Origin of the sequence: Granulicella sp. S156 (assembly GCF_009766105.1) — a bacterium.
GTDB lineage: Bacteria > Acidobacteriota > Terriglobia > Terriglobales > Acidobacteriaceae > Granulicella.
This window is the reverse complement of record NZ_LMUH01000017.1, coordinates 12,321-36,492: the sequence shown is the minus strand read 5'-3', so window position 1 is coordinate 36,492 and position 24,172 is coordinate 12,321. Positions and strand designations below refer to the sequence as shown.

The following is a 24,172-nucleotide window of genomic DNA, read 5'->3' as shown; positions in this document are numbered from 1 at the left end:
AAGGGGCTTCTATGAAATTCGTCGTCAAGCTCGGCGGCGCAGCGCTTGAGAAACCTGAGCTGCTGCAAAGCTGCGCTAAGGCCGTTGCGAACCTCGCAACGGACGGCCACCAGGTCGCGCTCGTCCACGGAGGCGGTGTGCAGCTCACCAAGCTGCTCACACAGATGGGTAAGAAGAGCGAGTTCGTCGCCGGCCTGCGTATCACCGATGCAGAGACTCGCGACGCCGCGCTGATGGTACTCGGCGGCCGCGTAAACAAGTCACTCGTCGCGGCCCTTGACCAGTGCGGCCAGTCGGCAGTCGGCCTGACCGGCGGCGACGGCCATGTCTTTCGCGCGCGCAAGAAAAAGACCAAGCCGGACCTCGGCTTTGTGGGCGAGATTGCCTCTACCGACCCCAAATGGCTCGACGCCATCTGGACCATGGGTGCCGTTCCTGTCATCTCATCTATAGCGCTTGGTTTCGACGGCGAGTACTACAACATCAACGCCGACGAGATGGCAGCGGCGTGCGCCATCGCCACAAAGGCTGACGCACTCGTCTTCCTTACCGACGTACCAGGCGTCAAAGGAGCAGATGGCAACGTTCTGCGCTGGCTTTCACTCAAAGAGATTCCGGCGCTCGAAAAACAGGCTGTCGTCTCCGGCGGCATGTTGCCTAAACTTAACGCTTGTAAGGAAGCGTTAACGCATGGTGTCAAACGGGTGCGTATTCTTCCCGCAGAGTGCGCTGAAGTTCTTCCCGATCTTTTAAACTCGCGCGTGAACCACGGAACGGAGGTGATGGTCGCATGAACATCGCAACAGGCAGTTCGCTCAAAGACCTACAGGCAGCGGAGTCGAAGCTTTTGCTGCAGACGTACGAACGCAACCCACTGCTCTTTATCAGCGGTGAGGGTGTCTATCTGCGCGACGAACAGGGCAACGATTATCTCGACCTGCTGAGCGGCATCGGCGTCTGCGCCCTGGGCTACGACCATCCGGCCATCACGCAAGCCATCGCCACGCAGAGCCGGCAGATTCTGCACACGTCGAATCTCTTCTTCCATCGCGGCACCCCCGAGCTTGCACTGCGCCTGACCGAGATCACCGGAATGGACCGAGTGTTCTTCTGCAACAGCGGTACCGAGGCCTGGGAGGCGGCGCTGAAGCTCGCCCGCGCTCATGCAGGCCTGCTGCGTTCTGAAGGCAAGACGATTGGCACTAAATTCCTGGCGCTCGAGCACAGCTTCCACGGCCGCACCATGGGCTCGGTCGCTACGACGCACAAAGAGAAGTACCGTTCGCCGTTCGCTCCGGTAATGCCTGATGTAGAGTTCGTTCCTTTCGATGACGTCGCCGCTCTTCGTGCTGCGTTCTCCAGCGATGTCTGCGCCATTGCGATCGAAGTCATTCAGGGTGAGGGCGGCATCAACCCCGTCTCGCCGGAGTTCCTCGCTGCGGCGCGTGAGCTTTGCGACTCCACCGGAGCATTGCTGCTGCTCGACGAGATTCAGAGCGGCATGGGCCGCACTGGCAAATGGTGCGCGTATCAGCACTACGGCATTCATCCCGATGTCACAACGCTGGCTAAGCCTCTCGGTGGCGGAGTGCCCGTCGGCGCGATGCTTTGCACCGAAGAGGCAGGCCGCGCCATCACTCCGGGAATGCACGGCACCACCTTCGGCGGCAATCCGCTGGCTATCGCTGTTGCTATTGCCGTGATCGACGCGATGAAACAGCAGAAGCTGCTCAGCCATGTCGAGGAGGTAGGCGGCTACTTCCTTTCGCGCCTGCAGGAGCTACAACACAAGCACAGTGCTATTAAGGAAGTTCGCGGACGTGGCCTGATGATCGGCATCGAACTGGACTCAGCCGATCTAGCGAAAGAGATCCTGAGCGGGATGTTTGCCCGCCGCATCGTCCTCAACCGCACACATGAGACCGTGCTGCGTTTTCTCCCACCCTTTATCCTCCAGCGCGAGCACGTCGACCAGGCCATCGCAGCGCTGGACGAGCTACTCACGCTGCAAAGCAAGCCGAATGCCGCGTTGGCAGGGGAGGTCGTAAATGGATAACCAATTACTTGAAAAAGTAGATAACCAAACAGTGGAAACAACAGAAGGCCAGACTATCGCCATGAATTCGAAGAACATCACCGACGTCCCCAAGCCAACCCCCACTCTCGGCATTCAGTCCGACAGCGCCTTCACCGAAACCGCGAAGGGACTCTCGGGCCGCGATCTCTGCTCTATCGCCGACCTCTCCGTGCAGGAGATGGCAGCCATCATGGAGCTGGCGCATGCCGTGAAGACTCAGCCGGAAGACTTCCGCCATGCGCTGGACGCCAAGCAGATGGTGCTGCTCTTCGAGAAGGCCTCGCTGCGTACGCGGCTGACCTTTGAAGCAGCGATAAACACTCTCGGCGGCAATGCAGTGTTCGTCGACCAGGTAAGCTCGCCGCTTGGGGAGCGCGAGTCCATTCCGGACGTGGCACGCAACCTCGAGCGCTGGATGAATGTGATCGTCCTGCGCACGTACTCTCACGACACGGTCACCGAAATGGCGGCGAACGCCAAAGTCCCCGTCATCAATGCCCTTTCGGACCTCGAGCATCCCTGTCAGGCCATCGCGGACTTCATGACTCTCGAAGAGCGCTTCGGTTCGGTCGTAGGGCTCAAGTTCACCTACGTCGGCGACGGCAACAACGTCTGCCACTCGCTGATGCTGACGGCGGCACTGCTCGGAGCACACTGCACCATTGCGACTCCGAAAAACTTTGGCCCCAAGCTGGAGATCATCCACAAGACCATCGAGATCGCCGAGCACACCGGCGGCTCGCTTACACTCACCCACGATCCCATCAAAGCCGCAACCGGCGCCGACGCTATCTATACCGATGTCTGCACCAGCATGGGGCAGGAGCATGAAGCCACCAAGCGTGCGCCCATCTTCAAGCCCTTCCAGGTCAACGAGGCGCTGATGGCGCTCGCGCAGCCGTCGGCAGTCTTCATGCACTGCCTACCCGCGCACCGCGGAGCCGAAGTCACGGATGTTGTACTCGACGGTTCGCAGTCGATCGTCTTCGACCAGGCGGAAAACCGCCTGCACGCGCAGAAGGCCATCATCCTGATGCTGCTCGGCGGCGCCAAGCGCATTCCCTCTCATCGCAATCGCGGCGGCCTGCAGGCCCGCAGCAAACGCTAAACGCAGCCTGCCAGGAAAGATTATTTATGTCTGTAATTCTCGAAACAGTCCCCGTCGGCCAGAAGGTTGGTATTGCCTTCTCCGGCGGGCTGGACACCAGCGCCGCGCTGCACTGGATGAAGCAGAAGGGGGCTCTGCCCTACGCCTACACCGCCAACCTCGGCCAGCCTGACGAAGCCGACTATGACGAGATCCCACGCAAGGCGCTGGAGTATGGCGCTGAAAAGGCGCGCCTGATCGACTGCCGCGGCCCGCTGGTTCGCGAAGGCATCGCTGCGCTGCAGTCCGGTGCGTTCCACATCACCACCGCTGGCGTCACCTACTTCAACACGACCCCGATCGGCCGCGCCGTCACCGGAACGATGCTGGTGACCGCCATGAAGGAAGACGACGTCAACATCTGGGGCGATGGCTCGACGTTCAAAGGCAACGACATCGAGCGCTTCTATCGCTACGGTCTGCTCGTCAACCCCGACCTCAAGGTCTACAAGCCGTGGCTCGACGACGCCTTCATCGACGAACTCGGGGGCCGTGCCGAAATGTCGGCATTCATGCAGAAGTCCGGCTTCAGCTACAAGATGTCCTCCGAGAAGGCCTATTCGACCGACTCCAACATCCTGGGCGCAACTCACGAAGCCAAGGACCTCGAACTGCTCACCAGCAGCATGAAGATCGTTGTTCCCATTATGGGTAGCGCCTTCTGGCGCGACGACGTTGAGATCAAGCGCGAAGAGATCACCGTCCGCTTCGAAGAAGGCTTCCCGGTCGCCCTCAACGGCAAGGACTATGCAGATCCTGTAGCCCTACTGCTCGAAGCCAACAGCATCGGCGGACGCCACGGCCTCGGCATGAGCGACCAGATCGAGAACCGCATCATCGAGGCCAAGAGTCGCGGCATCTACGAGTCACCCGGTCTTGCGCTTTTGTTCATCGCCTACGAGCGCCTCATCACCGGCATCCACAACGAAGACACCATCGAGCAGTACCGCGACAGCGGCCGCAAGCTGGGCCGTCTTCTCTACCAGGGCCGCTGGTTCGACCCCCAGGCCATCATGCTGCGCGAAGCCGCACAGCGCTGGGTCGCCAAGCCCGTCACCGGGACAGTCACCCTGGAGCTGCGCCGCGGGAACGACTACTCGATCCTCAACACCGATTCGCCGAATCTCACCTTCAAGCCCGAGCGCCTCACCATGGAGAAGGGCGAATCTACCTTCAGCCCACGCGACCGTATTGGCCAACTCACCATGCGTAATCTCGACATCACCGATACCCGCGCGAAGTTGCTGACCTATGCTCAGAGCGGACTGCTCACGCTAAGCAAGGGTTCGGAGATGCCACAACTAAACAACGGGAGCGACAAGGAATAAATGCATCACCGATCGTTTGAAGCTTCGGGTCTCACAAAGTTAAAACTGTGGCTTTAATCCCGGCCTGTCTTCTTAACCAAACATGACCCAGACTGGCACAAAATCGATCAACTTCACGGACGTTTCAGTCAAGGAAGCGCTCCACTTCCGTTGGAGCGAACTCACCAGCCGCAAGTCAGTGCACTTGCCCATCACGTTCCCGCAGCCTTTTAACTCGACTCCAGTAGTCTCCGTCGGCATCGCAGGGATCTATACACGGCAGGAGAGCCTCTCGTTCGGCGCCGAAGCGGAAAATATCACTCCCTCCGGCTTCGACCTCGTTTGCACGGTCACCGCCGAAAACGCCGGCATCATGCTCAAATTCCAATGGCTCGCCACCGACGCATAAACCGGATGCACCATGCATCGTCCAGCAGTCTTACTGCTACGCTTAACCTTCGCGTATTCCGCGTTCAAAGTTTCTTGTATTTTGTAGAACCGAGGAAGAATGTCTAACGAATCCCCCAAGATGTGGTCCGGCCGCTTCCGCGAACCACTCGACCGCACCTTCGAACAGTGGCAGCGCAGCTTCCCTTTCGACTGGCGCCTGCTCCCGCAAGAAGTAGCTGCAAGCCAGGCGCACGCGCACACCATCGCAGCAGCCAGCATCCTCACGCCGGAAGAGCTCGAAAAGATGCTGCGCGGCCTGGAAGCCGTAGGCCTGCGCACCTCCAACTGGGCCCACCGCATCTCCGCCACCTCCGGCGAACCCGACTACGAGACCTCGACCCAGCAGGTTGGTGCGGCCATCGTTGCCAGCGCCCCGCAGGCCGAGGACATCCACCACTACGTGGAACTCGAGCTCACCCGCGAGGTCGGCGGGCTCGCACTCAAGCTCCACACCGGCCGCAGCCGCAACGAGCAGATCGCCACCGACATGCGCCTGTTCGTGCGCGATGCCATCGACGCGACGCTCGCCGGACTACAGGCGTGGCTTGCCGCTCTTCTCACCCTTGCCGAAACCTCCGGCACCGCTGTCATGCCGAGCTACACCCATCTCCAGCGCGCCGAGCCCGTACTCGTAGCGCATTGGCTGCTGGCCTACGTCAGCATGCTTGAGCGCGACTTCTCACGCTTCACCGATGCCCGCACCCGCATGAACTTCTGCCCACTCGGCTCCGGCGCCGTCGCCGGTGCCACGCTGGCACTCGATCGCAGCATCGCCGCAAAGGCACTCGGCTTCACCGCTCCGACGCCCAACAGCATGGACGCCACCAGCGACCGCGACTTCATGCTCGACTTCGCACAGGCCGCGTCGACGCTCGGCATCCACATCTCGCGCTTTGCGGAAGAGCTCACGCTCTACGCCACCGCCGAGTTCGGCTTCGTCGATCTACCTGAGGCGTACTCCACTGGCTCCTCGGCGATGCCGCAGAAAAAGAACCCCGATCTCACTGAGCTAGCTCGCGGCAAGTCCGCGCGACTGTTGGGCGCAGCGACCTCGCTCGCCACGCTCATCAAGGGACTGCCCCTTGCCTACAACAAGGACTTGCAGGAAGGCCAGGAGCAGATCTTCGACGTCGCCGACACGCTCCGCGGCCTGCTCAGTGTGCTGCCCGGCTTCACCCGCTCGCTCAAGTTTCGCTTCGAGCGCATGGAGTCCGCCGCACAGACGGGCTATCTTAATGCAATGGCGGCAGCAACCTACCTCTCCAACAAGGGAGTGCCCTTTCGCAAGGCCCACGAGATCATCGGCAACGCCGTACGTCTGGGGCTCGACAAAGGCCTTGAGCTCAACGCCCTGCCGCTCGCGGAGCTGCAGGCCCTCAGCGAGCACTTCGCCGAAGACTTCTATGCAGCCATCTCGCTGCGCGCCACGCTTGACTGCCACGATGTCACCGGAGGCACCGCAACCTCGCGCGTTGCGCAAGCGCTCTCCGAAGCCAAGCGGCGTGTAGCAGCTCTTCCTCCTGCGGAGGCTGCGCATGGCTGAGATTCGCGTCCACAAGGCGCATGTACAGGATGCTCGCAACGTCTTCGATCTCGTGAACTCGCTCTCCGGCGACGGCACACTCCTGCGCCGCAGCTACGCGGAGATCTGCGAGAACATTCGCGACTTCACCATCGCCGAGCGCGACGGTGAAGAAGGCACCGAGTTCCTCGGCTGTGGCGCGCTGCATCTTTACGGGCCGCATCTCGCCGAAGTACGCTCCATCGTGGTGAAACCTGAGGCCAAAGGCCTCGGAGCAGGTGGGCTTCTTCTCAAGGCGCTGATCGAAGAGGCCGCGGATCACGAAGTGATGTCGGTCTGCCTGTTCACGCGCATTCCGGAGTTCTTCGATCACTACGGCTTCCGCGTGGCCGACCGTACGGCGATGCCGGACAAGATCTACAAGGACTGCCAGACCTGTCCACGCCTCTATGCCTGCGACGAAGTCGCGATGGTGCGTGGCCCCTTGCCGAAGGTTGCCGTGCTCGGCCCGAGCAAACTGCAGCGACCTGAATTAGTCACGCTGCAACTGACATCGACAGGCACTGGACGATAACTCAGGAACACCGCGTCCCCAGACCTGTCTCTGTTGTCTCTGAGACAAGTCTGGAGGACGATCCTGGAAACCGCTCGCTACGCCGCAGCAGGTGGTCCAAACCAAATGGTTAGAGCCTCGGCGAGCCCCTGCTGGGTTCCCTCTCCAACCCAGGCAACATAGCCGTCAGGACGAATCAGCACCGCAGCAGGAGCAGCGACCGGACCAAGTGCCGGAAGCTCCCATGTACCCGCGTATCTGGCGTGGACCAACGGAACCCGATCTCCCCACGCAGCGATGTCCAAGTCACCGGGCTTGCCGAAATTGAGCAGCACCGGCCGGGCACCGTGGAGCAAGGTGAAGACGCGCAACGGGCCGTCAACTGTGACCAGGTCGAGATCGGGCATGCGGCGTCCGAGCAGCGGATGTCCCGCACCGAGGTCGTAATTAATGCCCAGACCGGACATCTCGGCAGCGATCCGTTTGCGAGGCTCCTCCATGCCAAGGAGCTCCAATACGATTTCACGCAAGGGTTCAGTGCGATCATCCGTACGTTGCAAGGCGACCTGGGCCATTGTCGTGCGCAACACGCGGGCCGCAACCGGATGCCGCTCTAAGTGATACGTATCGAGCAAGCCTTCAGGCGATGTTCCCTTCACCACCTGGGCCAACTTCCAACCCAGATTCACGGCATCCTGCACACCCGTATTGAGGCCTTGTCCGCCCACGGGAGAATGCATATGCGCGGCATCTCCAGCCAGGAAAACCCGGCCCTTGCGATAGGCCGCCGCCTGCCGCGACATGTCGGTGAACCTGGAAATCCAAGTTAGATGATGGATTCCGTAATCTGTTCCACAGGCGGCGACGAGAGCTTCGCTGAGATCGCTCAGCGTGGGCTCGGTCGTGGCGCCGACATTCTTTTCAGTCACCATGATGCCTATGGGACCTTCCTTGGCAAAGATGATCTTGCCGTCGCGAATTTCGTACTTCTCCCTGCCAAAGGCATGGGTACCAAGTGCTGTTCGATGGACGCCTAATGGCGGCTCCTCCGTCATCTCGGCCTCGGCAAGAATGCTGCTGGTCGTCGCATCCCATCCTGGAAACTCAATGCCAGCAGCTTTGCGGACCAGACTGCGGCCGCCATCGCACCCGACGAGATAGCTTGCCCGCAGCGACGCACCATCGGACAGTTCGACAGTGACACCAGTGTCGTCCTGCGCGAAAGAGGTTAGCTCACGGCTGCGATAGATCGGCACCTCCAGTTCGCTGACCCACCCAGTGAGAATGCGCTCAATATGCTTCTGCCTCAGCGCCAGCCCGTAGTTGTGCCGGGTCGGAAAATCGCTGATGTCTAAACGCGTAACCGCGAATCCCGTGACCTGGGCTATTTGTCCTTCCGCGAGGAACCGGTCCACGATTCCGCGCTGATCGAAAACCTCGAGAGTGCGTGAGCTCAGACCGCCAGCACGCGAACCGGCAAGCTCCTGGTTGGGGCGCCGCTCGACGATGGCGACGTCGATGCCCGCCAATGCAAGCTCTCCCGCCAGCATCAGTCCCGTCGGACCACCGCCAGCAATCACGACCTCATGTTCCTGCTTCGTCAACAACACACTCATGCCGTTCCTCCCATTCCTGAAGGTCCGACTCTACGGCATGATCCGGGGCTTGCCGCAAGCCCCCTGGTGCGCTATACCTTAATAGTGGGGAGAGGAAATTGCTCTCCTTTTTTGCTTTTCCGGGGTGGACGGATGAGCTCTTTGCGAAGCGACAGCGCAAGCTAGCCCTACAACCGTCTGGCAATGAAGCCGCCCTCATAACAGCCGTTCTTTCCCCAAAAATCTGTCATTTCGACCGACCAACGGGAGCGGAGAAACCCCTGTATTCACGGATTCCCGTACCGACAAAGAAGTCAAAGACACCCGTCATCCTATCGCCTGCCGTCAGCCACAAAGCTGTTCTTGCAGTAGACAAGCGTGCCCTTGGAGGCATTTAAATACAGGGGTTTCTAGACGCAAAGCGCGCCACAAACATTTGCATCACGCTCTGCATCAAGGGGTTTCTCCGCTCCCGTTGGTCGGTCGAAATGACAGTATTGGGGGAGAAATTGGAAAGAAAGGCAGGAGACCTCACACATATGGAGAAATTACTCCTGCCTATGGGTAAGAACGCATTGGGCTTGCAGCAGCCTCTACCAGGCGTTCCAATACCCATCGCGTTCGGTCATCTGAATGTCGCCACCGAACAGCTCACTAAGCCGTCCTGGGGTGAGCAACTCACTCTTCGTACCGTCGGCAACGATGCGCCCATCGCGCATCATCACAATGCGATCGATCTCCGGCAGAATGTCCGCGATGTGATGCGTGATCAGCAGAATTGCGACACCCTGCTGGGCCAGCTTGCGCAGCATCTCGCGAAGGTCTCGCTGGGCCGCGAGGTCCAGCGCGTTCGAAGGCTCATCCAGCAGCAGCATCTGGACCTCGCCACGGGTGCCGGCCATCGCCCTGCCGATCATGATGCGCCGCTGCTGCCCTGCCGACATCTCTCCAACAGGCTTCTCGCGCAGGTTCTCCGCCCCTACCTGTTGCAGGATCACCTCCGCGCGCTCCCGCATGGCATCCGTCACATGGAGGTTGGGCCATAACGTGGAGCTGGAGAAAAAGCCGGTAAGAATCGCATCGAAGCCAGTGGTTGTAAGCGTCTGTCTTCCCGGAAGCTCGGCGGCAACAACGCCCATACGCCGCTTCAGCTCCGTGAGATCCCAGCGCAGGCGACCCATGATGTTTACACGTGTCTCCGGTCTGACGATGGGATAAAGCTCACAGGTCACTGTCTTCAGCAGCGTGGACTTGCCACAGCCATTCGGCCCCAGGATGGCGAGATGCTCTCCTGCACGCACCGTAAGACTGAGATCGTGCAGCACAATGTTGTTTCCCCGAGCCACATTGACATGCTCTAGACGGATGATCGGATCGTTCGTAGCTGACATTTACTCGTTCTCAAATCCACGGTTCCACTTCGAAATCACACGCGTCTCGCGCTCGTGCCCTAATACGCTGACGCTACCCGTCCCCAGCGCGAACAGCTTGCCGCCAACAGCAGGCAGGCCAATCCATCGCGCGGCCAGAATCCGCAAAATATGGGCATGGGCAAACAGCGCCACGGCGCCTCCCTCCGGTGCGGCCGCCAGGGACTTGGCAATCACGCCATCGGCCCGGTCGCCAACCGCTTCAACCGATTCTCCACCAATGATCGGATCAGTCCAAACGCTCCAGGTCGGCCCATGGAGGGCACGCATCTGGGCCGTGGTCTTGCCTTCGCTCTCGCCGTAGTTCCACTCCTGCAGGCCGTCTTCGATCACGGCCACATCGCCGTAGCCGGCAATTTCGCAGGTCTCGCGCGCCCGCTGCCGAGGGCTGACAAACACGGCCGCAAACTTCTTACCCGCCAGAAACTCTTTCAGCTCAACGGCGCGCTGGCGTCCGTGATCGGTCAAGGGTATGTCCGTCCAGCTGGTATGCCTGCCATCCAGGCTCCACTCGGTTTCGCCGTGCCGCACGAGCCATAGTTCGGTTTTCTCTACTGACATCTTTCGTCACCCCCTTGCCTTATCCTACAGGGATGGACTTCCAGCTCGTAACCGACTACAAGCCGCAGGGCGACCAACCGAGGGCGATCTCCGAACTGGTAAGCGGCCTCAACGCCGGAGAAAAAGACCAGGTGCTCCTCGGAGTCACGGGCTCGGGCAAGACCTTCACCATGGCCAAGGTCATCCAGGAGCTGAACCGTCCGGCGCTCATCCTCGCGCACAACAAGACGCTCGCCGCGCAGCTCTACCACGAGTTCAAACAGTTCTTCCCCAACAACGCCGTCGAGTACTTCGTCTCCTATTACGACTACTACCAGCCTGAGGCCTACATCCCCGCCGGAGATCTGTACATCGAGAAGGAGTCGACGATCAACGACGAGCTCGACAAGCTGCGGCTCTCGGCCACGCGCAGCCTCTTCGAGCGCCGCGATGCGATCATCGTCAGCTCGGTCTCGTGCATCTACGGCCTCGGCTCGCCGGAGGCCTACTACGGCATGCTGCTGCTGCTCGAAAAGGGCCAGAAGATCAAACGCCAGGACATCACACGTCGCCTGGTCGAGATCCTCTACGAACGCAACGACGTCGACTTCCGCCGCGGAACGTTCCGGGTGCGCGGAGATGTGATCGAGGTCTATCCGACCTACGACGAGAACGCCTTCCGTATCGAGCTCTTCGGCGATGAGATCGACAGTCTCTCCCAAATCGACCCCCTCTTCGGTACGGTCCGGCAGAAGTACTCGCGACTGCCCATCTATCCCAAGTCACACTACGTCGTCGCCCCGGAGCGCAAGAACACAGCCGTCACCAATATCCTCGCGGAGCTCGCGGACTGGGAGGCGCAACTCGAAAAAGAGGGCCGCCTGGTCGAGTCGCAGCGAATCCACCAGCGCACACGCTTCGATCTGGAGATGATCAAGTCCGTCGGCTTCTGCCACGGCATTGAGAACTACTCGCGGCACTTCTCCGGGCGGCTTCCGGGCGAGCCGCCGCCGACGCTGCTCGACTACTTCCCTCGCGACTTCCTGATCTTCATCGACGAGTCGCACGTCACGGTGCCACAGCTTCACGGCATGTGGCACGGCGACCGCTCGCGCAAGCAGAACCTCGTCGACTACGGCTTCCGCCTGCCCTCTGCGATGGATAATCGTCCCCTGCGCTTTGAGGAGTTCGAGACTCGCACCGGACAGATTGTCTATGTCTCCGCCACTCCCGGCCCGTATGAGTTGACCAAGTCCGCCGGTGTTGTCGTGGAACAGATCATTCGACCCACGGGCCTTGTCGATCCTCAGATTGAGATTCGTCCCGTCAAAGGACAGATCGACGATCTGCTGGCAGAGATTCGTGACCGCGCAGCGAACAACCAGCGCGTGCTCGTTACCACGCTCACCAAACGCATGGCCGAAGACCTCGCCAACTACTACACCGAAGTCGGCGTGCGCTGCCGCTACATGCACTCCGAGATCGAGACACTCGAACGCATCAAGCTGCTGCGTGATTTGCGCAAAGGTGAGTACGACGTGCTTATCGGCATCAACCTACTGCGCGAAGGCTTGGATCTACCAGAGGTGTCGCTTGTCGCCATATTGGATGCAGACAAGGAAGGCTTCCTCCGCTCGCAAGGTTCATTGATCCAGACCATCGGACGTGCTGCGCGGCATCTTGAAGGTCGTGCGATTTTGTACGCAGACAAGATGACCGACTCCATGCGCCGCGCCATCGACGAGACCGACCGCCGCCGCGAAAAGCAGGAGGCCTATAACGAGGAGCACGGCATCACGCCGCAGACTGTCATCCGCGCCATCAACGACTCGCTGGCAACTGTACTCAAGGCCGACTATGCCGACCTCACCGAAGAAGACCAGACCGGCATGCCCGACATCGCCAATCAGGCCGAACTCGACACCTACATCTCCAAGCTCGAAACCGAGATGCGCGAAGCGGCAAAGAAGTTCGAGTTCGAGAAAGCGGCCAAGCTGCGCGATACGGTCAAGGAGCTTCGTACGAAAGAGTTCTTGTTCACGTAAACCGGGTAGTGCCGCCGATTAGGTCAAAAAGTGACGGCATTTTTGTTTTTTGCCGTTGTTTTTCTGGTTGTCATTCCCGCAGGGAATCTGCTTACAGATGGCCCCGGTACGGCATTTGCGGCAGCGAGCAAGAAGCAGATTCCCTGCGGGAATGACAACTAGAAAAACAAAAGCACCTTTCATCGCTGCCGCGTCACTAATCGCCACCACCAATCTTTATAGCTTCTTGACCCCCGCTCCACTATTCTTGGGTGCGGATCGAACGTAGCCGCATCCTGGTCTGGCGGGGTGGTAGATGTCGTTTTTAGGTTTCCTGATGGGCAAACCTCTCGCCTCTTCTGAGGAGCGCGCTGAGTGTATCGGCCCTATTGCCGGCATCCCTGTCTTCGGCCTGGATGCCCTCAGTTCCGCCGCCTATGGCCCTGAGGCCGCACTCACTTTGCTCATCCCGCTCGGCATGGCGGGCATCGCCCACATCGTTCCGATCAGCCTCGCCATCATCGCGTTGCTGGCCATCGTCTTCTTCTCCTACTGCCAAACGATCGATGCGTATCCCCACGGTGGTGGCAGCTATACCGTGGCCTCTGAAAACCTGGGCGAAACGGCCGGCCTGTTCGCCGCTGCGGCGCTGATGATCGACTACATCCTCAACGCGGCGGTCGGCATCTCCGCCGGAGTCGGCGCGCTGGTCTCGGCCTTCCCCAAACTCCAGCCCCACACGCTCGCTCTCTGCCTCGTCATCCTTGCCCTGCTCACGCTCATCAACATGCGCGGCACTAAGGACGCCGGAGCAGCTTTCCTCATCCCCACCTATCTCTTCCTCGGGACTCTTTTGCTGGTCATCGGCGTGGGCGCGTTCCGTGCGATCACGGCCCACGGCCACCCCGTGCCGGTCATCGTGCCGCCACACCTTCCTGCAGCTACCTCGATGATCTCGCTCTGGCTCATCCTCAAGGTCTTCGCCAGCGGCTGCACCGCCATGACCGGCGTCGAGGCCGTCTCCAACGGCGTCGTCGCCTTTCGCGAGCCCATCCAGAAAAATGCAAAGCGCACCCTGACCATCATCATCGTTCTGCTGATGATCTTCCTCGCAGGCATCGCTCTTCTCTGCCGCGCTTACAACATCGGCGCTACCGATCCTACTGGCGCAGGCTACCAAAGCATTCTTTCGCAACTCATATCCGCCGTCATGGGACGAGGCTGGTTCTACTACGTCAGCATCGGCTCCATTCTCGCCGTGCTGGCGCTCTCGGCCAACACCTCCTTCGCCGACTTCCCTCGCCTCACCCGCGCCATCGCCCAGCGCGACTATCTTCCGCACGTCTTCCAGATCCGGGGCCGCCGCCTGCTCTACTCCCACGGCATCGTCGCGCTGGTCGGCTTTACCGCCGCCTTGCTGATCGTCTTCGGAGGTGTCACCGACCGCCTCATTCCGCTCTTCGCCATCGGTGCGTTCCTGGCCTTCACACTCTCGCAGGCCGGCATGGTCGTCCACTGGAAGCGTCAGCCCGGCAATCACCTCCACCGCATGATCGTAAACGGCATCGGGGCCTTCGCCACCGGCATCACGCTCATCGTGGTACTGGTGGCCAAGTTCAAGGATGGCGCATGGATCACGGCCTTACTCGTCCCCGCGCTCATCCTGCTGATGGTCTCCATCAAGCGCCATTACAGCAGCGTCCGCAGCGAGATCGCCATCGATAGGCCGCTCAATATCGACAACCTTGCCCATCCGTTCGTCGTTCTTCCGCTCGATGGCTGGACCCGCATCTCTGAAAAGGGCCTGCGCTTTGCCCTGAAACTAAGCGACCACGTTGAGGCCGTGCATGTCGATGCCGAGGACTGCCGCGAGCAGGTCGCCGAACTGTGGGAGCGCGATGTCGCTCTTCCGCTTCGCAGCGCCGGACACATCGTCCCCGAACTCGTCTTCGTCGAATCGCCTTACCGCTTCGTCCTGCTTCCGCTGGTCGACCACATTCTCCAGCTCGAGCGCAACCACCCGGAACGCCAGATCGCCGTCCTGATTCCTGAACTGGTCGTCAAGAACTGGTGGCAGACACCCCTCCACAACCAGCGCTCGCAACTGCTCAAGCTGCTGCTACTCCTTCGTGGCAATCAGCGGATCATGGTGATCAATATCCCTTGGTATCTGTAGCGGGTATTGCCTTTGTTGTTGCTCTTCGGAGTAGCAGCGGCCTTTAGGCCGCGGAAACAAGGTCCAACCAGAAAGGGCTTTAGCCCTGGGACTCTTGCCTATAGTGGCGAAAAGCCCGGGGCTTTAGAGGGTGCTGAAGAAGTGGCTTTTTCTTTATCGAAGATGGCTGACGGCTTTTTGGGGTTGAGGATTTGAGGGTTATTTTTGCTGAGTTTGCCGCTTGGGTGTTTTCGAGAGCGGTGTTTGGTGCGGTTGGAGCTCAGCTGACCGCGGTGAGATTGGCCATGCGTACGAGGTTGTAAGCGGCAGCGGCGAGGGTGAAGTTCCAGTGCAGCTTGCGGTGACCTCGGTGGCGCGTCTTGCTCAGGTTCGCGGTGGTCTTGAGCCATGCGAAGAAGCGCTCCACCCACTTCCGCTTCTTCTGGCTCACGGCGTACTCAGGTTGTTCATAGAGCGCTGGATCGACCAGGCAAGGCCGTTTGCACCTGTATCTCGGCACATGAGCCTCCACTCCCATCTGTCGCATCGCGCCTACGAAGTCCTGCTCGTGGTAGCCCTTGTCGGCAGCCACGATCTTCGGCTTCATCGTCTGCTTCAGCCGCCGCATCATCCGCACAGCGGCCACCCGCTCCTGGGCGGGAGAACAGGTTGTGACCTCGGTGGCCACCACCAGCCCATGCTCGTTCTCGCTCACCACATGCGCCATGTGCCGCAGACGGTAGCCCATCCCCATACCCTTGCGATACAGCCGCGCCTCCGGATCGGTCTTCGACTCGTGGGTGTCAGACTTCAACACGCTGCCACCATGGCCTGAGCCCTTCCCCTTCGGCGGCCGAGGTCCAGCCTTGGGCTGATAGCTCTTCTCCGAAGCCCACGCCTCGATCAGCGTGCCGTCCACCGTGAAGTGCTCATCGGACAACATCCGCAGCTGCCGCGCCGACGCCACCACCGCAGAGAAGAACACCTGTGCCACTTCACCCGACAACAACCGCTCCCGGTTCTTGGTGAAGCTGGTTGCGTCCCACACGCGGTCGTTCATGCCCAGACCCACGAACCAGCGGAACAACAGGTTGTACTCCAGCTGCTCCACCAGCATCCGCTCGCTGCGCACCGAGTACAGCATCTGCAAAAGAAGCGCTCGCAACAGCTGCTCCGGCGGAACAGACGGACGCCCCATCCGCGAATACATTCCCTCAAATCGCGTCTCCAGGCTCCCCATCACCTCATCGGCCATCGCTCGCACTCGCCGCAATGGATGATCCAACGGCACTCGCTGACTCAGGCTCCTGTAGCTGAACATCTCTTCCTGACACTGCTCGTCTCCACGCATGACTCCTTCCTACCAAATCACCCTGTTTAAAACCTAGAGACTTTTTCAGCACCCTCTTCAGCCCAGGAAATATTTGCTCTGTTTCCGCGGCCTAAAGGCCGCTGCTACTCCCAGGAACTACGCGCCCTCACCCAACAGCACGTAATACAACAACTCTGCTAACGACATCCGCTCCACTACATTCTCCATAGCCCTTACCTCATCGCGTCCAACCACGCGATCGAATATCCGTCGTACACTTTCACTCGGCCTGCTAGGCAAAGCCCAACTGGCATCCGAAAACTCCAGCTTCATGCTGCTCACAATCATTACGATCCTTTACGCGCCTAACGCGCACTTTGTTCCGCACCCGTCACATCCGAGCTGTCAAACCGGCACCAATCGCGCCCACGCATGCCAGAGCGAAACCGCTCGCGATCCTCGGGCGTCATCTTCTCCCAGCGATCCTTCATGTGCCGCTTCCATCCGTTGCGGCCACCTGAATGCCGATGGAACCCACCCAGCAACAGCTTGCTGAGAATCAACAGTCCAATGGCCTGGGCGAAGGTAATCGCCCGCAGCCCAAAGATGCTGGGCATAAGCCAGTTCCATAGGTGCATCACCACAAACCCGGCGACTGTGCATATCAGCACAACCATCACCAGAATCTTCAAAATCTTCCATGCCTTCATCGCTCGCACCTCACTTCGTTCCAAATCTTTCGTCCATTTCCTGCAGTCGCTGCCGCAGATGCAGCACGGCATAGCGCTTCCGCGAAAGCAGAGTGTTCACACTCACGCCCGTCTCTTCCGACAACTCCTTGAAGCTGCGTCCCTGCAATTCGTGCGCCACGAACACGTCACGCTGATTCGCGGGAAGCTCGTCGATTGCCTCTTCGAGAGCCTCCAGCAGCAGGTTGCGGGCATAGATCGCATCCGGTCCGGCATCGGGTGTTGGCAGCAAGTCCTCAAAGGCCAAAGATTCGTCGCCGTCAGCAACAGGGTCGTTCAACGATACGGCCTTCTGCCTGCGAAACAGATCCGTAATGCGATTGCGCGCCACCCGATACAGCCAGGCCGTCACCTGCTCCACCGGCTTCATCATCCGGTAGGCTTCGATCAGTTCATAGAAGACATCCTGTAGAACATCTTCCGCGTCCGCAGTATCGAGTACGCGCTTGCGAATAAAGCTTCGTAGCCGTGGTTCATCGCGCTTCAATGCCTCTGCAAGGAGCTGGTCCTGCTCATCGACCGTCCACTCTCTGCCGGGCATCCTGCTCCTCTCGTAGTGATGTAACGAGTGCGCACTCGAGGTCATGCAGTGTTAACGAATGGGACTTAGAAATATTGTATGAGTCTGAGAAATTTTTAGGACCCGCTCCGATTACAGGCCACGAGCTGTCAGACCACACATCTATCCGCCCAATCAGGATCGGCTCGCCCTATATAAGCTAGTGAAGATGAAGATACGACTAGCCACCAACGATGACATCCCGAACGTTATGCAGATTGTACGAGGCGTTGTTCCCCTTATGCGCGCCGCCGGCAATCTCCAGTGGGATGACATCTACCCCAACGCCGAGGTCTTCCAGCAGGACGTGCAACTCGGCCAGCTCTGGGTGGCCGAAGTCGACGGCACTGTAGCCGGTGTGGCCGCCATCACCACAGACCAAGAGTCTGGCTACGCGCAGGTGGGCTGGGACATCACGGAGCCCGCCATCGTTGTGCACCGCATCGCCGTACACCCGGAGTTCTCCGGCCGCGGCATCGCGGCAGCCCTCATGCAGCAGGCCGAGAATGTCGCACGCGAACGCAGCATCGCAAAGCTGCGCATCGACACCAATACCCAGAACCAGGTCACCCAGCGCCTCTTCCCCAAACTCGGCTACACCCTCGCAGGCGAAATCACCCTGGCCCACCGTCCCGGCCTGCGATTTCTCTGCTACGAAAAACAGCTGCAAAAGCCTTGACGCAACGGGCGCAACGGTTCGCTACGATACGCAACGGCTGTAGTGCTTAGTACAAATGCCGTCGCGCTCCTTTGCGAACCGTTGCGCCCGTTGCGTCAAGGCTTTTGATTGAACTAGGTTGCCGGAAGAAATAAACCAGCCGAACTGCCCACCCAGGTACGGTCGCGGTTGTGATCGACCCCCATCATCAGCCCGCGCCCCATCCGCACAAGACTGATCATGGGCACCATGCTCTTTCCGTCCGGCCAAACGTACAGAATACGGATCTCGGGCTGTGTCGGGCCTTCGGGAGTCTGGATAACCGACTCAAAGCGCATGCGCTCCTGCAGCAGATAGTTGTGCCGCTCTTCAGCAGGCACAGCCCCCAGGTCCGCGTCCGTCGGCGCAAACTGAATGCCCTTGCCCGCAAAGGAATACAGCGGCTTGAACACCCACTGGCTGCGATCCTCCGGCAGGCGGTCGGCACCCACGCCCGCATACCAGTCGTCCAGAAACACCGCCGCGGGTACCGTCGGATGATCCAGATGCGGAAGGGAGAACTTGCTCACCCGGAAGTACCAGTTCGGATGCCCCGCCCACTCCACCTCCAGGTCATCGCGATAGTCAAAGGGCAGCGTGATTCCCTTCCGTTCAATCTCATCCACGATTACGCGGTTGTAGATGCGGTCGATCGGAACCAGTTGGCCGGTGTGTCCGTCGCGATAGAAGAGCTTCTTGCCTTGCTTGATCAACCTCGCGACATCGACGGTCTGGATGCCCAGCCTCTGATCATGCACGCGAAAGTCGGGCAGCGTCTTCTGGGTCTCCGGCGCGACCTCAGCGAGCACAACGTTCTTCGGATCGTGCCTACCGACAATCGTCTCGCGCAGCAACGACCAGTAGCCCGCTTCGTCCAGATCGCTTAGGAAGTAGCGCAGATTTGAGTCCAGACCATAGATATCGATATACGCCTGAGACAACTCCGCTTGATACCCAAAGACAGAAGGAAAGGCTTGCATCTCCACCAGCTTCGGTTGCAGCTCCCCACACTCATCGCGCACCAGGCCGAAGTCGATTGCCATGAAGTGCGGGTGCGCATCTTCATGGGGCACGCGATACGCTTCCGGAACAGCCGACGCCGACTCCTGCATGTAGTGAACGTTGCCGAACAGCTGCGAGGTCAGCTCGATCCCCGCGCGCACCATGCGCTCTATCAGCTCCGGCGCGAAAAAACACGGCGTCTCCGCAACGCGAAACTCAACCTGCGTGCGTGTACGCAGGTTGAGCTGCTGCAACAGCTCGGCATACTTAGCCTGCGTAAAACGCGCATTGAAGTCACTGCGAAGAGGCTCGATCATCGGGCTTTCCGAATAGGCTTTGCGGGCTTTTACGCTTCGTTACGCGGCGACAAGAAACTTGCCTTCACGCATGATCTGCTCTTCTCCGTCGCTCCCACCCAGCCAGATGTTGAACGAAAGTCCCACCACGTCAATGTGCGTCGTCGACTTCCACGGCGCTCCGGTATGAGCCCCATAGGGATCGCCGAATGCAATGTGAATCCCCGGAAACTTCTCGTCCTGCAGAATATTCCCGATCACCTGCGAGACACCAATATTGGTGCCGATCGCAAACTCACCCACGCGGTCCGAGTTCTCGTCCGTGTGAGTGTAGCTCCAGAACTCGCGCTCCAGATCCTTGTTCGCACACGACACCGATGTGATGCGGTTCTCACTGATCTTCACCGTCAGCGGGGTATCGCGCAAAATACCGTAGCGCGCGCAGAGAAAGTCACCGACGACGCCATCGACAACGAAGACGCCATTGACCTCACCCGGCGCGGTAAAGCACTCACCCCCAGGCAGGTTGCCCCACTTCTCCGGGCTGATGATGCCGGAGGTCTTGAACCACTTGTACTCAGGATTGAGTTCCGCGCGGATGTCGGTTCCGGCAGTTGTCGTCGCCCGCACATAGGTCGCTTTGCGCACCTTGTCGAGCACCACCTGGCTCAGGCGATCGACCGCGTTGAAGTCCGCGCGCATGCCTTCGACCATCACCTCGGGAGTGATGTTCACCATGTGCGCATGGCGCATGTGGCGGCGGTTTACGACGTCGGTCATCTCCATGCGGCTGCGCAGCTCATTCGGCTGCACCTGCACGGCGAAGATGCTGACCTGCGAGCTCTCCATGTCGGCGAGAACTACCTCAGGCATACCCACAAGCGGTCGTGTCGCAATCTGGTCGAGTACAAAGGCGTTCCACGCACAGCCTGTGCGGTCGAGTTCACTGGCCAGCGAAGCCGCAATCTCGAGACAGCACTCGTCCGTGATGAGGGTGACCTTCTCATCCGGCTTGATCTTAAGGCACGTAACGACCGCATTGCGTGCACCGGCGGCGAACTCCGCCGGAAAGGCCACGGTGCGCAAGTCGGTTCCATTTTTGGGTTTGGCTACGGGCGCAGTTTCAGGCACAGCTACGATCCCGGCTGATTGCAGTTGATCCAGTGTCTTCATCTCTTCACCCACCATTAACACTAGAATAACGTGTCTATGAGCGGTTAAGCGCGATTAATCTGCGCAAGAAAAGATTTGCAGCAACGAGAAAAAATCTCTAACGCAGAGGCCGCCGAGGTCTCGCGGAGGCCGCGACGGCATTCGTGGCGGCCTCCGCGAAACCTCAGCGACCTCTGCGTTAAAGGCTCTTCGCCTGAAGCTGCACCAGATCTATCCCTTGTATTTCTCCAAGTTGGCTCAATGATGTCCCACCCCTGCTTCCCTAGAGTCCAACCTTCGTCTCAGCAGCCATGTAGTCAACCACCGCCTTCAAATCCCCGGTCTCCCGAAAGACGCGGAGCTGCCTATCCGCCCCCGAACCCTGCTTCAGCATCGTGTGAATGTACCCAATCGCATCCCTGCACTGCAGCTCATCCAGCACATCGTCAATGAACGCAAGGTACTCGAGAATTAGCTCCTTCTCCGGCACCTCCTGCTCTTTGCCGAAGTCGATGAGCTTGCCCTCCAGGCCATAGCGCACGGCACGAAACTTGTTCTCCATCAGCAGAGCGCGCGAGTACTGGCGGAAGTCCAGATTGCGCTCATGAAGCTGCCACAGCTTCGCCGCCGTCGCCTGAATCAGCGCCGCAATCGCGACCGTCTCTTCCGCGCGCAGAGGGATATCGCACACCCGCACTTCGACCGTGTTGAAGAACGGATGCGGGCGCACATCCCACCAGATCTTCTTCGCATTGTCGATAGAGTTGGTCTTGATCAGCAGGTTCACATAACTCTCAAACTCCGAGTAGCTATTGAACGTGTCCGGCAGGTTGGTACGCGGAAAGTTCTCGAAGACCTTCGCACGATAGCTCTTGTAGCCAGTCTCCATCCCCAGCCAGAACGGAGAGTTCGTCGAGAGCGCAAGGATATGCGGCAAAAAATAACGCAGCGAGTTCATGATGCGAATCGCCGCCTCGCGGTCTTCGATCCCCACATGCACATGCAGGCCGAAGATGAGGTTCGACCGCGCGACAAGCTGCAAATCCTCCACCACCTTCGCATAACGCGGGTCGGGATAGATCTCCTGCGAACGCCAGTCGGCGAAGGGATGCGTCGCACCCGCGACCAGCACCAGTCCATGCTCCTCGGCAAGACGGATCATGTTCCGGCGCAGGTCGTAGATATCCTCACGCGCCTCGCCGATGTTGTGGCAGATGCGTGTGCCGACTTCGATGACGGACTGATGCATCTCAGCCTTCACACGCTCTTCCAGCCGCAGCTTGCCCTTGGCCAGCATCTCCGTCGCAATATGCGAGCGGAGATCGCGCGTCACCGGATCAATCGTTTGGTACTCCTCTTCGATTCCAAGCGTAAAGGTCGGTCGCATGATTCATGCCTCTAGGTGAACCTAATAACGAGCTACAAGCGTGACACTGAGCCTGCCGGCATCCTTGGTCAGTCTCACTGTCACCTGGGACTCACTCCAGCCCGGCGACAAAAACTGCAGGTAATGAACTCTCGTGTTCTGTTTCGAAGAGACCGAAAATTGTCCCTCTGCATCCGTCTTAGTCTCCATCACGCAGTTCCTGAAACCGGACAGGCACTCCGCGACGATAACATCACTCATCACATGCTTCGTTCCGTCGGCATCCGCGGAGTAAACGACTCCACTCAGATTCTCAGCCCGCTGCTGCGTGCTGGTGGTTGGGCTTGCCTGACCAAAGCAGGAAGCACTCGTCACAAGCAGGCAAGCAATCCATAGTCCCGGCATCCACTTCATACGTACTGTCATTTACGTCCCTTTCGTTACAGCCTTTTTCGTAGCACTCTTCTTCGCTGGAGCTTTCTTCGCAGCACTCTTCTTCGGCGCAACCTTCTTCGCCGGCTCAGCCCCCAGGAAGCTCGACCAGCGCATCTCCTGCAGCGGCTCACCGGCAAGCTTCGCCTTCTTGATCGCGAGCTTGGCGACGCGGTCCACGATCCACTCAAAGCTCTCTTCGCCAACTGAGTGCCGATCCGCATCGGGCGCCGGGTTCATGAAGTCGATCGCATACGGAACACCATCCTCGACCGCAAACTCCACCGTGTTCAGGTCATAGCCCAGCGCACGGCAGAGCGTCAGCGCATCTTTTTTCACGCGCGCCAGCAGCGCCTTCGGATACTCCGGCGGGTCGAGCACGTAACGATGCGCGTGCTCCCTCCGAGGATCGTACGGCATAATGCGCACCTCCTCCTGCCCAACGACGTAGCAGCGGAAGTACTCGTTGAACTTCACGGCTGCCTGCAGCGTCATGCAAAGTTCGCCCGTCTGGTCATAGGCGTGGAAGAACTCATCGCGGTTGTGCACGTGGTAGACATCGCGCCAGCCGCCGCCGTCGTGCGGCTTGAGGAACGCCGGGAACTTCACATACTCAAAGACCGCATCCCAGTCGAGCGGATACTGCAGGTTGCGCATGGAGCGCTGATTGGTGTCCGGCGGATAGTGCTTGTGCGGCAGTAGCACGGTACGCGGCACGGCCACGCCGAGCTTTTCCGCCAGCGCGTAGTTGAAGAACTTGTCATCAGCCGACCACCAGAACGGATTATTGATGACCTGCGTTCCCGTCAGCGCAGCGTTCTTCAGGTACGCGCGATAAAAGGGGATATCGTGCGAGATGCGGTCGATGATCACCGCATAGGGACTCGGCTTGGCCATCTCCACGCCACCGACCTCGACAAATTCAGCGCGAATCCCCTCGATATCCAACGAGTTGATGCGCTCGACCAGAGCTCCGGGAAAGGTGTTCTCCATCCCAAACAACACGCCAATCTTCTTCACTGCCATGTTCCTATCTCCAGGTTGAACCGCTCGATTTCATTTCCCATCCAGAAATAACGTGCTTGTTCTCTTTATAAATAAACCTGCACCATGCGCTGCCACCAGGGCCAGTCGTGCTCGGCATTGTCGCCCCATACATCCAGCCGCACGGGAATATTCTTCGCCCGCAGCTCTGTGGCGAGCCGTTCGTTATCGTTCCAGCAATGGTCGTGAACGCCCGTGGCAAGAACATAAGTGTTACGCCGCATGCGATCCAGAATGCCCGCATCGTGCAGGTTGGGCAGGTAATCCAGCGGCAGATTGAAGTAGCAGTCTTCGTCGTAGTAACCGCGCAGAAAGCTCTTCATGTCGAACGCACCGCTCATCGAAAGCATGCCCGTAAAAAGATTCGGATGCCGGAACGCGATATTGGCCGCATGGTAGCCGCCCAGGCTACAGCCCAGCGACACCAGGTGCGGCTGGCGGTTCTGCTGGCGCACAAACGGCAACACCTCGCGCAGGATGTAATTCTCATACTGCACCTGCCGCGCAATCCTCCACCGTGGCGGAACATTGCGGTTGTACCAGCTCTCGCCGTCGACCGAGTCTACGCAGAAGAGTTGCAGACGGCCCGTTTCGATCTTTTCGTGCACAGCCGAGACCATCGCGCGGTCTTCAAACTCATAAAAACGCCCGCACGAGGTGGGAAACACAATCGCCGGCAGACCGTCGTGCCCGAACACGAGCATCTCCATCTCGCGGCCGAGTTCGCTCGAGTACCTCTTGTGATATTCCCGTTTCATGCCCT

At 59.5% G+C, this 24,172-nt stretch carries 23 protein-coding genes; 10 read left to right on the top strand and 13 right to left on the bottom strand.

Annotation, left to right across the window (positions count from 1 at the left end):
- The first annotated feature begins 11 nt into the window (after window positions 1–11).
- The 7 genes from argB (at window position 12) to GSQ91_RS13630 (ending at window position 7,077) form a co-directional block, all read left to right on the top strand.
- Window positions 12–794: an acetylglutamate kinase gene (gene argB, locus GSQ91_RS13660; protein ID WP_158822316.1), complete on the top strand. Its 783-nt coding sequence runs from the start codon at window positions 12–14 to the stop codon at window positions 792–794.
- Window positions 791–2,056 (top strand): aspartate aminotransferase family protein, encoded by a 1,266-nt coding sequence (locus GSQ91_RS13655; protein ID WP_158822315.1) that lies wholly within the window; start codon window positions 791–793, stop codon window positions 2,054–2,056. The genes argB and GSQ91_RS13655 overlap by 4 nt, the downstream gene beginning before the upstream one ends.
- 61 nt (window positions 2,057–2,117) lie before the next feature.
- The gene (argF, locus tag GSQ91_RS13650) at window positions 2,118–3,185 is read left to right on the top strand and encodes an ornithine carbamoyltransferase (protein WP_158822341.1); all 1,068 of its coding nucleotides are present in this window, start codon (window positions 2,118–2,120) and stop codon (window positions 3,183–3,185) included.
- A 26-nt stretch (window positions 3,186–3,211) separates the two neighbouring features.
- Window positions 3,212–4,552: an argininosuccinate synthase gene (argG, locus tag GSQ91_RS13645; protein ID WP_158822314.1), complete on the top strand. Its 1,341-nt coding sequence runs from the start codon at window positions 3,212–3,214 to the stop codon at window positions 4,550–4,552.
- Window positions 4,553–4,634: 82 nt separating this feature from the next.
- The gene (locus GSQ91_RS13640) at window positions 4,635–4,940 is read left to right on the top strand and encodes an H-type lectin domain-containing protein (RefSeq protein WP_158822313.1); all 306 of its coding nucleotides are present in this window, start codon (window positions 4,635–4,637) and stop codon (window positions 4,938–4,940) included.
- 99 nt (window positions 4,941–5,039) lie between these two features.
- On the top strand, window positions 5,040–6,524 hold the full coding sequence (gene argH / locus GSQ91_RS13635) for an argininosuccinate lyase (protein WP_158822312.1): 1,485 nt from the start codon (window positions 5,040–5,042) through the stop codon (window positions 6,522–6,524).
- On the top strand, window positions 6,517–7,077 hold the full coding sequence (locus GSQ91_RS13630) for a GNAT family N-acetyltransferase (protein WP_158822311.1): 561 nt from the start codon (window positions 6,517–6,519) through the stop codon (window positions 7,075–7,077). Before argH ends, GSQ91_RS13630 begins: the two co-directional genes overlap by 8 nt.
- A gap of 77 nt (window positions 7,078–7,154) precedes the next feature.
- Here the strand turns inward: GSQ91_RS13630 and GSQ91_RS13625 are convergent, their stop codons facing one another.
- From GSQ91_RS13625 to GSQ91_RS13615, 3 genes are all read right to left on the bottom strand, one after another.
- Window positions 7,155–8,672 carry an FAD-dependent monooxygenase gene (locus GSQ91_RS13625; RefSeq protein WP_158822310.1) on the bottom strand — a complete coding sequence of 506 codons (1,518 nt, stop codon included), beginning with the start codon at window positions 8,670–8,672 and terminating at the stop codon, window positions 7,155–7,157.
- Window positions 8,673–9,244: 572 nt separating this feature from the next.
- Window positions 9,245–10,042, bottom strand: coding sequence for an ABC transporter ATP-binding protein (locus GSQ91_RS13620; RefSeq protein ID WP_158822309.1), 798 nt, complete (start codon window positions 10,040–10,042; stop codon window positions 9,245–9,247).
- Window positions 10,043–10,642 carry a histidine phosphatase family protein gene (locus GSQ91_RS13615; RefSeq protein WP_158822308.1) on the bottom strand — a complete coding sequence of 200 codons (600 nt, stop codon included), beginning with the start codon at window positions 10,640–10,642 and terminating at the stop codon, window positions 10,043–10,045. It lies immediately after the preceding gene.
- 32 nt (window positions 10,643–10,674) lie between these two features.
- Here GSQ91_RS13615 and uvrB point away from each other — a divergent pair, with 32 nt between their 5' ends.
- On the top strand, window positions 10,675–12,666 hold the full coding sequence (gene uvrB, locus GSQ91_RS13610) for an excinuclease ABC subunit UvrB (protein WP_158822307.1): 1,992 nt from the start codon (window positions 10,675–10,677) through the stop codon (window positions 12,664–12,666).
- Window positions 12,667–12,684: 18 nt separating this feature from the next.
- Here uvrB and GSQ91_RS25700 read toward each other — a convergent pair whose 3' ends face one another.
- On the bottom strand, window positions 12,685–12,873 hold the full coding sequence (locus GSQ91_RS25700; RefSeq protein ID WP_216845245.1) for a hypothetical protein: 189 nt from the start codon (window positions 12,871–12,873) through the stop codon (window positions 12,685–12,687).
- A gap of 88 nt (window positions 12,874–12,961) precedes the next feature.
- Between GSQ91_RS25700 and GSQ91_RS13605 the strand changes: the two genes are divergently transcribed.
- Window positions 12,962–14,821: an APC family permease gene (locus GSQ91_RS13605; protein WP_158822306.1), complete on the top strand. Its 1,860-nt coding sequence runs from the start codon at window positions 12,962–12,964 to the stop codon at window positions 14,819–14,821.
- 259 nt (window positions 14,822–15,080) lie between these two features.
- On the opposite strand, the gene GSQ91_RS13600 is transcribed toward GSQ91_RS13605, so the two are convergent.
- From GSQ91_RS13600 to GSQ91_RS13590, 3 genes are all read right to left on the bottom strand, one after another.
- Window positions 15,081–16,151 (bottom strand): IS5 family transposase, encoded by a 1,071-nt coding sequence (locus tag GSQ91_RS13600; RefSeq protein ID WP_158822305.1) that lies wholly within the window; start codon window positions 16,149–16,151, stop codon window positions 15,081–15,083.
- Window positions 16,152–16,477: 326 nt separating this feature from the next.
- Complete coding sequence (locus GSQ91_RS13595; RefSeq protein ID WP_158822304.1) at window positions 16,478–16,822, bottom strand: hypothetical protein; 345 nt, start codon at window positions 16,820–16,822, stop codon at window positions 16,478–16,480.
- A gap of 10 nt (window positions 16,823–16,832) precedes the next feature.
- Entirely contained in the window at window positions 16,833–17,402 is a 570-nt protein-coding gene (locus GSQ91_RS13590; RefSeq protein WP_158822303.1) for an RNA polymerase sigma factor, read from the bottom strand.
- A gap of 187 nt (window positions 17,403–17,589) precedes the next feature.
- Between GSQ91_RS13590 and GSQ91_RS13585 the strand changes: the two genes are divergently transcribed.
- On the top strand, window positions 17,590–18,099 hold the full coding sequence (locus tag GSQ91_RS13585; RefSeq protein ID WP_158822302.1) for a GNAT family N-acetyltransferase: 510 nt from the start codon (window positions 17,590–17,592) through the stop codon (window positions 18,097–18,099).
- 113 nt (window positions 18,100–18,212) lie between these two features.
- Here GSQ91_RS13585 and GSQ91_RS13580 read toward each other — a convergent pair whose 3' ends face one another.
- The 6 genes from GSQ91_RS13580 to GSQ91_RS13555 all read right to left on the bottom strand — a co-directional run bounded on the left by GSQ91_RS13580 (window position 18,213) and on the right by GSQ91_RS13555 (window position 24,167).
- A complete protein-coding gene (locus tag GSQ91_RS13580; protein ID WP_158822301.1) occupies window positions 18,213–19,436 on the bottom strand; it encodes a hypothetical protein in 1,224 nt (407 codons plus the stop codon).
- Between the two features lie 39 nt (window positions 19,437–19,475).
- Window positions 19,476–20,588 carry an aminopeptidase gene (locus GSQ91_RS13575; RefSeq protein WP_158822300.1) on the bottom strand — a complete coding sequence of 371 codons (1,113 nt, stop codon included), beginning with the start codon at window positions 20,586–20,588 and terminating at the stop codon, window positions 19,476–19,478.
- A gap of 262 nt (window positions 20,589–20,850) precedes the next feature.
- Window positions 20,851–21,954, bottom strand: coding sequence for a carboxylate-amine ligase (locus GSQ91_RS13570; protein WP_158822299.1), 1,104 nt, complete (start codon window positions 21,952–21,954; stop codon window positions 20,851–20,853).
- A gap of 21 nt (window positions 21,955–21,975) precedes the next feature.
- Entirely contained in the window at window positions 21,976–22,359 is a 384-nt protein-coding gene (locus tag GSQ91_RS13565) for a hypothetical protein (RefSeq protein ID WP_158822298.1), read from the bottom strand.
- Window positions 22,360–23,391, bottom strand: coding sequence for a hypothetical protein (locus GSQ91_RS13560; protein ID WP_158822297.1), 1,032 nt, complete (start codon window positions 23,389–23,391; stop codon window positions 22,360–22,362).
- A 65-nt stretch (window positions 23,392–23,456) separates the two neighbouring features.
- Window positions 23,457–24,167 (bottom strand): esterase family protein, encoded by a 711-nt coding sequence (locus GSQ91_RS13555; protein WP_158822296.1) that lies wholly within the window; start codon window positions 24,165–24,167, stop codon window positions 23,457–23,459.
- Window positions 24,168–24,172 lie beyond the last annotated feature (5 nt).

What these genes read in the sequence shown, in the direction of transcription:
- argB (WP_158822316.1), top strand. Translation starts at nt 12, where the DNA reads ATGAAATTCGTCGTCAAGCTCGGCGGCGCAGCGCTTGAGAAACCTGAG.
- GSQ91_RS13655 (WP_158822315.1), top strand. Translation starts at nt 791, where the DNA reads ATGAACATCGCAACAGGCAGTTCGCTCAAAGACCTACAGGCAGCGGAG.
- argF (WP_158822341.1), top strand. Translation starts at nt 2,118, where the DNA reads ATGAATTCGAAGAACATCACCGACGTCCCCAAGCCAACCCCCACTCTC.
- argG (WP_158822314.1), top strand. Translation starts at nt 3,212, where the DNA reads ATGTCTGTAATTCTCGAAACAGTCCCCGTCGGCCAGAAGGTTGGTATT.
- GSQ91_RS13640 (WP_158822313.1), top strand. Translation starts at nt 4,635, where the DNA reads ATGACCCAGACTGGCACAAAATCGATCAACTTCACGGACGTTTCAGTC.
- argH (WP_158822312.1), top strand. Translation starts at nt 5,040, where the DNA reads ATGTCTAACGAATCCCCCAAGATGTGGTCCGGCCGCTTCCGCGAACCA.
- GSQ91_RS13630 (WP_158822311.1), top strand. Translation starts at nt 6,517, where the DNA reads ATGGCTGAGATTCGCGTCCACAAGGCGCATGTACAGGATGCTCGCAAC.
- GSQ91_RS13625 (WP_158822310.1), bottom strand. Translation starts at nt 8,672, where the DNA reads ATGAGTGTGTTGTTGACGAAGCAGGAACATGAGGTCGTGATTGCTGGC.
- GSQ91_RS13620 (WP_158822309.1), bottom strand. Translation starts at nt 10,042, where the DNA reads ATGTCAGCTACGAACGATCCGATCATCCGTCTAGAGCATGTCAATGTG.
- GSQ91_RS13615 (WP_158822308.1), bottom strand. Translation starts at nt 10,642, where the DNA reads ATGTCAGTAGAGAAAACCGAACTATGGCTCGTGCGGCACGGCGAAACC.
- uvrB (WP_158822307.1), top strand. Translation starts at nt 10,675, where the DNA reads ATGGACTTCCAGCTCGTAACCGACTACAAGCCGCAGGGCGACCAACCG.
- GSQ91_RS13605 (WP_158822306.1), top strand. Translation starts at nt 12,962, where the DNA reads ATGTCGTTTTTAGGTTTCCTGATGGGCAAACCTCTCGCCTCTTCTGAG.
- GSQ91_RS13600 (WP_158822305.1), bottom strand. Translation starts at nt 16,151, where the DNA reads ATGCGTGGAGACGAGCAGTGTCAGGAAGAGATGTTCAGCTACAGGAGC.
- GSQ91_RS13595 (WP_158822304.1), bottom strand. Translation starts at nt 16,822, where the DNA reads ATGAAGGCATGGAAGATTTTGAAGATTCTGGTGATGGTTGTGCTGATA.
- GSQ91_RS13590 (WP_158822303.1), bottom strand. Translation starts at nt 17,402, where the DNA reads ATGCCCGGCAGAGAGTGGACGGTCGATGAGCAGGACCAGCTCCTTGCA.
- GSQ91_RS13585 (WP_158822302.1), top strand. Translation starts at nt 17,590, where the DNA reads ATGAAGATACGACTAGCCACCAACGATGACATCCCGAACGTTATGCAG.
- GSQ91_RS13580 (WP_158822301.1), bottom strand. Translation starts at nt 19,436, where the DNA reads ATGATCGAGCCTCTTCGCAGTGACTTCAATGCGCGTTTTACGCAGGCT.
- GSQ91_RS13575 (WP_158822300.1), bottom strand. Translation starts at nt 20,588, where the DNA reads ATGAAGACACTGGATCAACTGCAATCAGCCGGGATCGTAGCTGTGCCT.
- GSQ91_RS13570 (WP_158822299.1), bottom strand. Translation starts at nt 21,954, where the DNA reads ATGCGACCGACCTTTACGCTTGGAATCGAAGAGGAGTACCAAACGATT.
- GSQ91_RS13565 (WP_158822298.1), bottom strand. Translation starts at nt 22,359, where the DNA reads ATGACAGTACGTATGAAGTGGATGCCGGGACTATGGATTGCTTGCCTG.
- GSQ91_RS13560 (WP_158822297.1), bottom strand. Translation starts at nt 23,391, where the DNA reads ATGGCAGTGAAGAAGATTGGCGTGTTGTTTGGGATGGAGAACACCTTT.
- GSQ91_RS13555 (WP_158822296.1), bottom strand. Translation starts at nt 24,167, where the DNA reads ATGAAACGGGAATATCACAAGAGGTACTCGAGCGAACTCGGCCGCGAG.